Source organism: Parabacteroides sp. AF39-10AC, assembly GCF_003635405.1.
Classification (GTDB): Bacteria; Bacteroidota; Bacteroidia; order Bacteroidales; family Tannerellaceae; genus Parabacteroides; species Parabacteroides distasonis.
Genome location: NZ_QTLP01000006.1, coordinates 139,005 through 151,777, shown reverse-complemented (window position 1 = coordinate 151,777; position 12,773 = coordinate 139,005). Strand labels below are relative to the sequence as shown.

Genomic DNA, 12,773 nt, shown 5'->3' with positions numbered 1-12,773 from the left:
TATTTACACAAAAACAAGAGAACTATGGGAAACCCAAGAGCATTTCTAACGATACATAGACAAGAGGCGGGCTATCGTCCCGTCCACGAACGTATAGATGATTTCAGCGAGGTAGAACAGACCTTGAACAGCGGTGACCGCCGTACGCAGGCCTCCCGCTGCATGGATTGTGGCGTACCCTTCTGCCACTGGGCCTGCCCGCTGGGTAACAAGCAACCAGAATGGCAAGATTTGTTATACAAAGGCCGTTACAAAGAGTCATATCACGTATTAGAGCAGACCGACGATTTCCCGGAGTTCACGGGACGTGTCTGCCCCGCCCTCTGCGAGAAAAGCTGCGTACTGAAACTTAGCTGCGACGAACCTGTCACGATCCGTGAGAACGAGGCGGCTATCGTGGAAGCCGCTTTCCGGGAAGGATACGTACAGCCTATCCAACCGGTACGCAACGGGAAAAAGGTAGCCGTGATCGGTAGCGGTCCCGCCGGATTGACCGTGGCGAACCAATTGAACCGGAAAGGATATGAAGTCACCGTATTCGAGAAAGATGAGTTACCGGGCGGCTTGCTACGCTTCGGCATCCCCAATTTCAAGCTAGGCAAGCACATTATCGATCGCCGTATCCGTATCATGGAGCAAGAAGGGATTCTTTTCCGTGTAAACACGATGGTCGGCAAAGAGATATTAGCGAAAGATGTAGTGAAAGATTTCGACGCTGTTTGCGTAGCGATCGGCGCCGAGGTTCCCCGGGATCTATCTATCGAGGGACGTCATTTAAGAGGCGTACATTTCGCCTTGGAGTTATTAAGCCAGCAGAACCGGATCTTAGAAGGCATCCCCATCCCGCCCAAAAGCCAGATCAATTGTAAGGGCAAGAAAGTCTTAGTGATTGGCGGAGGCGATACGGGTAGCGATTGCGTAGGGACAGCGAACCGTCATGGGGCGGCCTGTGTCACCCAGATCGAGATCATGCCCCAGCCACCCGTCGGACAGAATCCGGCGACACCTTGGCCCATGTATCCGCAAGTACTGAAAACCAGCAGCAGCCATGAGGAAGGTTGTATCCGCCGGTGGAATCTAGCCTCTAACCGTTTTATCGGAGAGAAAAACAACCTGATAGGGGTTGAGGTAGAAGAAGTCGAATGGGTTCCCTCCCCAGACGGAGGCCGTCCGCAGATGAGACAGACCGGCAAGAAAGAGATCATCGAGGCCGATCTGGTTTTCCTCGCCATGGGCTTCCTACATCCGGTACAAGAAGGATTGATCAAAGAACTGCGATTGGCTACCGACAACCGCGATAATATCGCCGTAGATAATGCCGGATACACCGCCAACAGCAACCTATTCGCCTGCGGAGACGCTGTCAGCGGAGCGAGCCTAGTCGTAAAAGCGATGGCCTCCGGCCGTAATGTCGCCCGATCCATCGACCGTTTCTTACAAACCAACTAATTTTCAACTCTCAATTTTCAATTATCATGTGTGGTATAACAGCGATATTCAATATACACGACGGAGCGCAAGCCCTGCGTAAACAAGCGTTATTAATGAGTAAACGAATCCGTCACCGTGGACCGGATTGGAGTGGTATCTACCAAGGCAAAACCGCTATCTTGGCCCATGAACGCCTCTCCATCGTAGACCCTGCCTCCGGAGGGCAGCCTTTGGTCAGCCCCGACGGGAAACTCATCCTCTGCGTCAACGGAGAGATCTACAACCATCAGGAATTACGAGAACGGTTAAAAGGCGATTACGAGTTCCAAACCGGCTCCGATTGCGAGGTGATCCTCGCCTTATACAAGAAGAAAGGGATTGATTTCATCGAGGATCTCAATGGTATTTTCGCCTTCGCTCTCTATGACGAGGAGAAAGGGGTTTACTTGATCGCCCGTGACCCGATCGGCGTGATCCCGCTCTACATCGGATACGATGACGAGGGACACTTGATGGTATCTTCTGAGTTAAAAGGACTTGAAGGCTTCGCCACTCATTACGAGCCGTTCCTCCCCGGTCATTATTTCTATAGCGAAGACCGTAAACTCACGAGATGGTACACCCGTGACTGGATGGATTACGCCAACGTGAAAGATAATCCTACCGACGTACAACAACTTCACGATGCGCTGGAAGCCGCCGTCAAACGCCAACTGATGAGCGATGTCCCTTATGGCGTCCTTCTATCCGGAGGTCTGGATTCCTCCATCACCTCCGCTATCGCCAAGAAATACGCGGCGAAACGCATCGAGACCAATGGGAAAGCGGACGCATGGTGGCCTCAACTCCACTCGTTCGCCATCGGATTGAAAGATGCCCCGGACTTGATCGCCGCCCGTAAAGTAGCGGATGCGATCGGTACGGTTCATCATGAGATCCATTATACGATACAAGAAGGATTGGACGCTTTACGAGATGTCATTTATCATATCGAGACCTATGATGTCACTACCGTCCGAGCCTCCACCCCCATGTATTTATTGGCCCGTGTGATCCGGAGCATGGGTATCAAGATGGTACTAAGCGGCGAGGGGGCGGACGAGGTATTCGGGGGATATTTATATTTCCATAAGGCCCCGAACGCACAGGCTTTCCATGAAGAGACCCTGCGCAAATTAAGCAAACTGTATTTATATGATTGCTTGCGCGCGAACAAAAGCCTTTGCGCATGGGGCGTAGAAGGACGAGTGCCGTTCTTGGATAAAGAGTTTCTTGATGTGGCCATGCGTCTGAATCCGGTGGCAAAGATATGCCCGGGTACGATCATCGAGAAGAAGATACTTCGAGAAGCATTTTCCGACAGCTTGCCCAAGGAGATCGCTTGGCGGCAAAAAGAGCAATTCTCGGATGGGGTAGGCTATGGCTGGATCGATACATTAAAGAAAATAACCTCCGAGTCGGTCACTGATGAAGAGATGGCGAATGCCGCCAAACGATTCCCGATCAATCCGCCCCAAAACAAGGAAGAGTATTATTACCGCTCCATCTTTGAAGAGCATTTCCCCAGCGAAAGCGCGGCGAGAAGCGTACCTTCCATTCCTAGCGTAGCATGTTCTACCGCAGAGGCTTTAGCTTGGGACTCGGCTTTCAAAAACATGAACGAGCCAAGTGGCAGGGCCATAAAAGACGTACATGAATCCGCTTATTGACGAATATTTCTTTTCTTTAGTAGCAAAATGCACCAACTTTTATGAATAATAAACGCTGGTGCATTTAATTTTTATAATAACTTTGCCAGCTAGAGTCATAAAACACTTTAAAACAAATTTATATGAAGAAAATCTTTACATGCATTAGTTTGGCAGCCGCTACATTCATGGCTACCACCCCAGTGATGGCACAACAACAAAAACAAATATCAGACCAAGAAAAGGTGGCTTTTGTAAAAGCTGCCGTACCGGCGATATTTGATCAAGTAAAACAAATCAGTGGTATAGATTTCATGGGATTAACAAATCCCAACATTGAAACCGTACTAAACTCTCCGCTTTTTGGCACACAAGGCATGTTACGTGCAGCTACATCAACACCGATTAGTATTCAGCCAGATAGTATGAATATTAATTTAAGTGAGGTAGATATCAATGGCATACCAGCTACAGTAAAGCCAATGTTAGCCAATATCAAATTAAAATTTGCGGATTACAAAGATTATACGATGACAACCGCAAATGGGCAAACTATCGAAATCAGCGTACCTTTGAAAGTTACAGCTAGTGCTTTAGATGGTTTTATCTCTTGCGGTGTGAATTTTTCTGTAGGAGAAAAGAAAGGGTTACTTCCGTTTAGTTCCTTCACGGCCAATCTTGATCTTGGAGATCTTGAAGCACTATTGACATCATTAGGTATGACTAATATAAAGAGTGGCACTCTTGTTTCCATGACAGAAACAGGTTCCAATGCTGTTTATAATTATGATATTAAAATTGGAGAAAGCTTACGTGGAATAACAGCGATAAGCAAACTTCCAAACTTCCAGATATCCATTGATATGACTAAAATGCAGAGTCAAAAACCAACAATCAACGCATCTTTGAAGGGTATCATAACAAATGGAATATTGCCTATGGGGGATGCAGTAGTATATTTAAATCCACAGGCAACAGTAGCAGGTACTATAACTCCTGACTCTACAATCTTAACCTCATACGTTTCCGGAACTGTCAACGTAGATAAATACAAAAAACTAGTACAAAATGTCAATGTTGTAAATAGCAAGAAGATCCAAACACGTTACACAACGTATGAGAAAAAGACATTAGATGCTACTTGGAGTTGGGAAGACGCTAGTATGACAACTATACAAGGTAATCAAGAAATTAATCCTCAACATTTAGCATCTTCTATATTGAATGGAGTTTTTACTGATCTGGTTTCAGGAAGTTCTACTTCTTTCAACATGAGTACAACTGAATTTGAGTCTGAAGCAGATAGTAAAGGTATTACAACATTTGCAATGGAAGTTGTTCCATCTATGGTAGGTACACAAGCAGCTAAAGCAACTATTAAAATGAGTTCATACGATGATGAAGCAAAAGCATTGAAAGCAAGTATGAATATAGATGTAACTATGCCATTAAAAAATCAAACTATCACAGTTGATTTTACACCAGCAGATTATACAGCTCCTGTAGGAACAATGTATATCAAATCTAATGCTATGGGTATCATCACAGACAACGAGACTATCGAGAATGATGTCGAAGAGGTTAAGGTTTCTACAACCGCTAGCGGTCTTTATGTAAAGAATGGTAAGGGTAATTATGTAATCGTTAATATGGTAGGTAGAGTTGTTTCTACGGGTATCATCACTAGCGATGAGCAATACATCAGCACTCCGAATATGCCGAACGGTATTTATATGATCTCAATCGATCAGTCTAAGCTCTTGAGATCTGCTCATAAGACAACTGTTAAGTTCGTAAAATAAATTATCTAGATAATTAGTTAATCTGATAAAAGGAGCTATCCGGAAACAAAACCGAGTAGCTCCTTTCTTTTTGTCAATTTGTAAACCAAACTCCCGGAGAGTTGATTTTTCTGGCCTGATGTACTTCTCGTCCCTAAATATGAGAAAAAATATTAGCAAATGATTGTTTAGTAATATATTAACCAAATACGACCTTTTGTTCTAGAGAAATAATTCATGCTAGTTCACATTTATACGGGTCAAAACATGTTTTTTATACGGATAAAAGAGGCATTTCATACGGTTGTATCGCCCGACGCGACTATATGTATCGCCTTACGCGACCTATCGCGTTGGCTAACGCCACTACTTGCATCGCCCAACGCGACCTTTCGTGTGACAAAACATGACCTTTTACGTAGAAATCAGTGGTTAAATACATATTTTCACCCATTATCTATCCCTAGTTGAGACTTCTTGAAAAAGAGGCTCGTCAGACAAACAGACTTATTTTAAGCAAATAGATAGATATATAGCTTTTTTACTTACAGTTACAGCAACCCATATTCACAAAGCATATATTACGATATAAAACCAAAACGCACACTTCTAATTATCATTTATAACTAAAAGCATATATTATAACTTCAATCTATTACAAACCTCATATTTATAAAACATTCGAGCCTCTCACCTGTTATATACTTATCAAAACGTTATATATTTGCATTACAATAAAACAAAAAGAAATAATATAAAGAATAATATCATCAAAATGACAAAATCAATCAGATTCACAAAGATGCACGGTGCCGGAAATGATTACATCTATGTAAACACGATGGTCTATCCGATAGACAACCCCGAGGAATTATCTATCGCATGGAGCAAGCCGCACACAGGCATAGGATCTGATGGTTTGGTCTTGATAGGTTCTTCAGACATCGCGGATTTCAGCATGCATATCTATAATGCGGACGGCTCCGAGGCGATGATGTGCGGAAACGCATCCAGATGTATTGGCAAATATGTCTATGAGGCCGGCCTAACGCAAAAGAACAAGGTTACCTTAGAGACCTTATCAGGTATCAAAGAGCTACAATTGAAAATAGAGCGTGAAGAGGTCACCGAGGTCACGGTAGATATGGGAATGCCTGCCGTAGGCGAGATCGCCTTGGAGGTTGAGGCTGGAAGAGAAATTTACACCGGCACCGTCATCTCCATGGGAAATCCTCATTTGGTTATCTTCGTGGACGAGATGGACAAGGTCGATCTGGCAAGCGTAGGCCCGTTACTGGAATGCCTCCCGCTTTTTCCGGACCGGACAAACGTGGAGTTCGTGCAGGTGCTAAAACCGGACGAGGTACGGATGAGGGTGTGGGAACGAGGTTCCGGCATCACCCAAGCCTGCGGAACCGGAGCTTGCGCCACCGCCGTGGCCGGCGTCGTACGTGGGAAGACAAAGCGAAAGACGAAGGTCATCATGGATGGGGGCCCTTTAACCATCGAGTGGGACGAGCGAAGCGGTAAGGTCTTTATGACCGGCGGAGCGGTCAACGTGTTCGAGGGATTCATCAAAGTCTGACACGGGGAACAAGACAAAACAACAAAAACAACAACATAAAAACAAAAGAACTGAGTATGGCACTAATTAATGAACATTTCCTGAAACTACAGAACAATTACCTTTTCTCCGACATCGCGAAAAAGGTAAACAGCTTCAAGGTTACCCATCCCAAGGATAAGATCATTCGAATGGGTATTGGTGACGTTACGCAACCACTTGCCCCCGCCGTTATCGAGGCGATGCATAAAGCAGTGGAAGAAATGGCGAGCAAGGATACATTCCACGGATATGGCCCCGAGCAGGGATATCCTTTCCTAATCGACGCTATCATTAAAAACGATTATGCCAGCCGGGGAGTCTTTATCGAACCGAGCGAGGTATTCATCAGCGACGGAGCGAAAAGCGATTGTGGAAATATAGGCGACATGCTCCGCCACGACAATAGTATCGGGGTGACAGACCCCGTATATCCGGTCTACATCGACTCGAACGTAATGAGCGGACGCACTGGGGTATTGGAAAACGGGAAATGGAGCGATGTCGTATACATCCCTTGCACGGAGGAAAACAACTTCGTACCGGATCTGCCCAGTCGCAGGGTGGACATCCTTTACCTCTGCTATCCCAATAACCCGACCGGAACGACCTTGACTAAGGACGAATTGAAGAAATGGGTAAACTATGCCCTTGCCAACGACGTGCTTATCATGTACGACTCCGCTTACGAGGCTTATATACAGGACCCGAATATCCCCCACTCTATCTACGAGATCAAAGGAGCGAAGAAGGTAGCCATCGAATTCCGGAGCTTCTCTAAAACCGCCGGGTTCACGGGGATACGTTGCGGATACACGGTCGTACCGAAGGAGCTGAACGCCTTCACGCTGGACGGGCAACGGGTACAGTTGAACAAATTATGGAACCGTCGCCAATGCACGAAATTCAACGGAACCAGTTACATAACCCAACGGGGTGCGGAAGCGGTTTATTCCACCGCCGGGAAACAGCAAGTAACAGCTACTATCAATTATTATATGACCAACGCGAAGATCATGAAAGAGGGTCTGCAAAACTGCGGTCTTACGGTGTACGGAGGCGATAACGCCCCATACCTCTGGCTAAAGACCCCGGACAGCCTCTCCTCATGGAAATTCTTTGACAAACTGCTTTATGAAGTCAAGATAGTCGGAACCCCCGGAGTGGGATTCGGACCGAGCGGGGAAGGTTATCTACGCCTCACCGCTTTCGGCGATAGGGATGACACCCTAGAGGCCATGGCTAGGCTGAGGAAGTGGCTAAGATAAGTCATTTACTATAAACAACAATAATCATCAGGTATTATGTCAAAGTTAAGATTTAGAGTCGTAGAATCGGCGTTCGAGAAGAAAGCGACCGAGCTAACCACTCCCGCCGAGAGACCTTCCGAGTATTACGGTGAGTTAGTATTCAACCGTGAGAAGATGTTCAAATATCTTCCAGAGAGAGCGTACGAGAGACTGGTGGACTCCATCGACAACGGTACCCCGCTAGACCGTGAGACAGCGAACGCCGTGGCCTCCGGCATGAAGAAATGGGCGATGGAAAAAGGCGCTACCCACTACACCCACTGGTTCCATCCCTTGACAGAAGGTACCGCCGAGAAGCACGACGCTTTCATCGAGCACGATGGCAAAGGCGGCGTACTTGAGGAATTCGAGGGCAAACTACTGATCCAGCAAGAGCCGGACGCCTCCAGTTTCCCGAACGGCGGTATCCGCAATACGTTCGAGGCCCGTGGCTACTCGGCTTGGGATCCTTCCTCCCCTGCTTTTATCGTAGGAGACACCCTGTGCATCCCGACGATCTTCATCGCTTACACAGGCGAGTCCCTCGACTACAAAGCTCCCTTGCTGAAAGCCTTGGAAGCCGTGAACAAGGCGGCGGTCGATGTCTGCCACTACTTCAACCCGGACGTGAAGAAAGTATACGCCTACCTAGGTTGGGAACAGGAATACTTCCTAGTAGACGAGGGCCTATACGCCGCACGTCCCGATCTGTTGATGACCGGCCGAACCTTGATGGGACATGAAAGCTCGAAGAACCAACAGTTGGAGGATCATTACTTCGGAGCCATCCCCACCCGTGTCATGGAATTCATGAAAGACCTCGAGGTTGAGGCATTGAAACTTGGCATTCCCGTAAAGACCCGTCATAACGAGGTCGCCCCGAACCAATTCGAGCTGGCTCCCATCTTCGAGGAATGCAACCTCGCCAATGACCATAACTTACTGATCATGGCCCTAATGCGCAAGATCTCCCGCAAACATGGGTTCCGTGTCCTGTTGCACGAGAAACCGTTCAAAGGCGTGAACGGTTCCGGCAAACACAATAACTGGTCGCTGGGAACCGATACCGGAATCCTTTTGATGGGACCGGGTAAGACGCCGGAAGACAACCTGCGCTTCGTCACCTTCGTGGTCAACGTACTGAAAGCCGTGTACACCCATAACGCATTGCTGAAGGCCAGCATCTCCAGCGCTACCAACGCCCATCGTCTGGGAGCGAACGAGGCTCCCCCAGCGATCATCTCCAGCTTCTTAGGGACACAGTTGTCCAAGGTTTTGGAACATCTGGAGAACAGCGATACGGAAGATTTCAACCTAGCGGGAAAGCAAGGCATGAAACTCGATATCGCCCGTATCCCCGAGTTATTGATCGATAACACGGATCGTAATCGTACCTCCCCTTTCGCCTTCACCGGTAATCGTTTCGAGTTCCGTGCCGTAGGTTCCTCCGCGAACTGCGCCGCCGCCATGCTGGTATTGAACGCCGCCGTAGCGGATCAGTTGAGGCAGTTCAAGGCCGAGGTAGACGCTAAGATAGCCACCGGAAAGGATAAGTTCGCCGCTATCATCGAGGTAATCCGCAAGGATATCAAGGAATGCAAGGCGATCCATTTCGACGGCAATGGCTACAGCGAGGAATGGAAGGCCGAGGCCGCACGCCGGGGCTTGGATTGCGAGACCAGCGTGCCTTTGATCTTCGACGCTTATTTGAAAGATAGCAGCGTCCGCATGTTCGAGTCCACGGGAGTCATGACCCGTAAGGAGCTGGAGGCTCGCAACGAGGTCAAATGGGAGATGTACACGAAGAAGATCCAGATCGAGGCCCGTGTATTAGGCGACCTGACGATGAACCATATCATCCCGATGGCCACCAAATACCAGTCTTCCTTGATCGACAACGTATATAAGATGCGTGAATTATTCCCCGCCGATAAAGCCGCCCATCTATCCTCCAAGAACATGGAGATCATCGAGGATATAGCGAACCGCACGATCTTCATCAAGGAAAAAGTGGACGAGATGGTCAACGCCCGCAAGATAGCCAACAAGATCGAGAGCGAGCGGGAGAAGGCGATCGCTTACCACGACCGGATCGTCCCGATGATGGAAGCCATCCGTTACCATATCGACAAGTTGGAACTGGTTGTCGATGACCAGATATGGACCTTGCCGAAATACCGTGAGCTTTTATTCATCAGATAGTCTTATTCAGACAGTAGTTTTTTGTTGATTGTTTTGTGTTTACAAGGGGAGGATGCTGCGAAGTATGCCTCTCCTTCTTTTTTATCCCATACAAAATACATACCTTTGGGGCATAAATATATAGGAGGGAAATTGATATGACGACAATAGAGTTACAACAATGGAGAGAAAGCTTTATCGAGAGGTATCTCAATAAAATAGACGATATGGAAACGGTCCTAAAGATCGAGAAATATATGAAACGAATTATGTCCAAGGCGAATGCAGCATCTCCCATTTCATTCAGTTTGAAAGAAGCCAATAGGGAAATAGATATAGCCGAACAGGAGCTAGAAGAAGGTAAAGGCATCAATGAGGATGATATGCACCAATTCTTTGAGACATGGAGAAACAAGCTAAAGTAATCTGGGCACCCCGTGCGAAAAGACAAGCTGATTTAGCCATAGCCTACTGTTTAAAGCACTTTGGGAAACAAGCTGCTCTCAACTTTATCGATAAGTTGGAGAAGAATTGTATCCGGATAAAGAACAATCCTCTTATTGGTACTATAGAAGAGACTTTCGCCGATAGAGACAAGGAATATCGCTCCTTGATCGAGGGACATCATAAACTTATATATACCCAAGAAGGAAAACGTTCCATACGTATCGTATTGTTGTGGGACTGTCGTCAAAACCCCGATAAATTAAGAACATCTATCAGATAAACAATAACAAATATGAATTACGGATTCGTCAAAGTAGCGGCAGCCGTACCACAGGTTAAAGTGGCTGACTGCTTTTATAATATTCAACAGATCGAGGGATTGATGCGCCAAGCGTCCCAAAAAGAGGTCCAGATCATCGCCTTCCCCGAATTATCGGTTACGTCTTATACTTGCATGGATTTGTTCTCGCAAGAGACCTTACTCAGAAACGCCGAGAAAGCCTTGCTGGATTTAGTGAACAACACCGCCGATCTGGATTTACTAACGATCGTAGGTTGCCCGCTTGTCAGCGGAAGCCAACTGATAAACGCCGCCGTCGCTTTCCAACGGGGCGAGATATTGGGGGTAGTGCCCAAAAGTTACCTGCCCAGCTACAAGGAGTTCCAAGAAGAGCGTTGGTTCACGGCCTCTTCACACCTACAGCAATCCATGATCACGATCGGTAACCGGGAAGTGCCGCTGGATTGCTACCTGATCTTCGAGTACGATGAGGTACGTGTGGGTATCGAGATCTGCGAGGATCTTTGGGTTCCCATCCCTCCCAGCTCCGAGCTAGCCATGCAGGGGGCGAACTTGATATTCAATCTATCCGCCAGCAACGAGTTGATCGGTAAGCATGCTTACTTACGATCCTTGATCTGCCAGCAATCCGCACGTTGTATCGCCGGATACGTCTACGCTTCCGCCGGTTTAGGAGAATCCAGTACCGACCTCGTATTCGCGGGAAACGGTATCATAGCGGAGAACGGCACGTTATTAAGGGAATCCGAGCGTTTCTCCATGGAGGAGCAACTCGTTATCAGCGAGATCGATATCCAGAACTTACAGAACGACCGACGGATCAACACCAGTTTCATGCAGGGTTATCTCAACCATAACATGGATAACGGCACCGTAGTCTCATTCAGCCTTCCCAACCGGACACTGGATTTGACCCGGGCAATCGACCCGCATCCCTTTACCCCTTCCGGCGATGCCTTGAAAGAACGTTGCGAGGAAATATTCCATATACAGGTAGCGGGACTCGCCAAGCGCATCCTCCACGCCCACGCCCAAACCGCCGTCGTAGGCATCTCCGGGGGACTGGATTCCACCTTGGCCCTACTGGTCACCGTCATGACCTTCGATGCCTTGAAGATCCCACGGGATAAGATCATCGGCATCACCATGCCCGGCTTCGGAACGACGGATCGTACCTATACCAATGCCTGCGACTTGATACGCTCCCTGGGCGTGACCCTCCGGGAGATCTCCATCAAGGACGCTTGCATCCAACACTTCAAGGATATCAATCACGACATCCATGTACATGACGTGACGTACGAGAACAGCCAAGCCCGTGAGCGTACCCAACTTCTTATGGACGTGGCGAACCAAGCGAACGGCCTCGTGATCGGTACGGGAGACCTCTCGGAGCTTGCCTTGGGCTGGGCTACTTACAATGGCGACCATATGTCTATGTACGGCGTCAACGGTAGCATTCCCAAGACATTGGTTAAATATCTGGTGGAATGGGTGGCCAATAACAAGGTAGACGAGGCTTCCCGCGCCACGTTATTAGATATAGTAGACACTCCGATCAGCCCGGAATTGATTCCCGCCGACGAGCATGGGAATATCAAGCAGAAGACAGAGGATTTGGTAGGCCCGTACGAGCTGCACGATTTCTTCCTCTATCACTTCTTACGCTTCGGAGCCTCACCCGCGAAGATTTATTTCTTGGCGAAGCGGGCATTCGGGGAAACCTACGACGATGCCACCCTCAAGAAATGGCTCCATACCTTCTTCCGCCGCTTCTTCCAGCAACAGTTCAAGCGCAGTTGCCTGCCGGACGGCCCGAAAGTGGGCTCCATCAGCCTCTCCCCCCGCGGAGACTGGCGAATGCCGAGCGACGCGATGGCTACGCTTTGGCTGGATGAGATCGCAGGGCTTTAACATTTTTTCAATGGTATAGTCATAGACGAGGCTCTCTTATGGGCCATAGACGAGACACCTACCCCCATAAGAGAGCCTAATCTATGACCTATGAGAGAGCCTCGTCTCTCACCCGTATTAACCGAGGCCCTAACATAG

General features: G+C 47.9%; 9 protein-coding genes. All 9 read left to right on the top strand.

All coding sequences use genetic code 11. The annotated features are described in order from the left end of the window. The first annotated feature begins 24 nt into the window (after window positions 1-24). The 9 genes from DW033_RS07535 (at window position 25) to DW033_RS07495 (ending at window position 12,635) form a co-directional block, all read left to right on the top strand. A complete protein-coding gene (locus DW033_RS07535; protein ID WP_122382613.1) occupies window positions 25-1,449 on the top strand; it encodes a glutamate synthase subunit beta in 1,425 nt (474 codons plus the stop codon). Window positions 1,450-1,475: 26 nt separating this feature from the next. Further along, window positions 1,476-3,140: an asparagine synthase B gene (gene asnB, locus DW033_RS07530; protein WP_122382612.1), complete on the top strand. Its 1,665-nt coding sequence runs from the start codon at window positions 1,476-1,478 to the stop codon at window positions 3,138-3,140. A gap of 122 nt (window positions 3,141-3,262) precedes the next feature. Continuing rightward, on the top strand, window positions 3,263-4,921 hold the full coding sequence (locus DW033_RS07525) for a DUF6383 domain-containing protein (RefSeq protein ID WP_122382611.1): 1,659 nt from the start codon (window positions 3,263-3,265) through the stop codon (window positions 4,919-4,921). 754 nt (window positions 4,922-5,675) lie between these two features. Continuing rightward, on the top strand, window positions 5,676-6,485 hold the full coding sequence (dapF, locus tag DW033_RS07520) for a diaminopimelate epimerase (protein WP_095231394.1): 810 nt from the start codon (window positions 5,676-5,678) through the stop codon (window positions 6,483-6,485). 56 nt (window positions 6,486-6,541) lie between these two features. Beyond that, window positions 6,542-7,771 (top strand): LL-diaminopimelate aminotransferase, encoded by a 1,230-nt coding sequence (locus DW033_RS07515; protein WP_005866042.1) that lies wholly within the window; start codon window positions 6,542-6,544, stop codon window positions 7,769-7,771. Between the two features lie 36 nt (window positions 7,772-7,807). Then, complete coding sequence (locus DW033_RS07510; RefSeq protein WP_008774024.1) at window positions 7,808-9,994, top strand: glutamine synthetase III; 2,187 nt, start codon at window positions 7,808-7,810, stop codon at window positions 9,992-9,994. Between the two features lie 137 nt (window positions 9,995-10,131). After that, window positions 10,132-10,398, top strand: coding sequence for a hypothetical protein (locus DW033_RS07505; RefSeq protein WP_005866038.1), 267 nt, complete (start codon window positions 10,132-10,134; stop codon window positions 10,396-10,398). Continuing rightward, window positions 10,377-10,700: a type II toxin-antitoxin system RelE/ParE family toxin gene (locus DW033_RS07500; protein WP_008774025.1), complete on the top strand. Its 324-nt coding sequence runs from the start codon at window positions 10,377-10,379 to the stop codon at window positions 10,698-10,700. Before DW033_RS07505 ends, DW033_RS07500 begins: the two co-directional genes overlap by 22 nt. A 12-nt stretch (window positions 10,701-10,712) precedes the next feature. Beyond that, entirely contained in the window at window positions 10,713-12,635 is a 1,923-nt protein-coding gene (locus DW033_RS07495) for an NAD(+) synthase (RefSeq protein ID WP_122382610.1), read from the top strand. The last annotated feature ends 138 nt before the right edge of the window (window positions 12,636-12,773 follow it).

Bases quoted from the DNA above. Each gene is read 5' to 3' on its own strand.
- DW033_RS07535 (WP_122382613.1), top strand. From the start codon at position 25: ATGGGAAACCCAAGAGCATTTCTAACGATACATAGACAAGAGGCGGGC.
- DW033_RS07510 (WP_008774024.1), top strand. From the start codon at position 7,808: ATGTCAAAGTTAAGATTTAGAGTCGTAGAATCGGCGTTCGAGAAGAAA.
- DW033_RS07495 (WP_122382610.1), top strand. From the start codon at position 10,713: ATGAATTACGGATTCGTCAAAGTAGCGGCAGCCGTACCACAGGTTAAA.
- DW033_RS07525 (WP_122382611.1), top strand. From the start codon at position 3,263: ATGAAGAAAATCTTTACATGCATTAGTTTGGCAGCCGCTACATTCATG.
- DW033_RS07515 (WP_005866042.1), top strand. From the start codon at position 6,542: ATGGCACTAATTAATGAACATTTCCTGAAACTACAGAACAATTACCTT.
- dapF (WP_095231394.1), top strand. From the start codon at position 5,676: ATGACAAAATCAATCAGATTCACAAAGATGCACGGTGCCGGAAATGAT.
- asnB (WP_122382612.1), top strand. From the start codon at position 1,476: ATGTGTGGTATAACAGCGATATTCAATATACACGACGGAGCGCAAGCC.
- DW033_RS07500 (WP_008774025.1), top strand. From the start codon at position 10,377: ATGGAGAAACAAGCTAAAGTAATCTGGGCACCCCGTGCGAAAAGACAA.
- DW033_RS07505 (WP_005866038.1), top strand. From the start codon at position 10,132: ATGACGACAATAGAGTTACAACAATGGAGAGAAAGCTTTATCGAGAGG.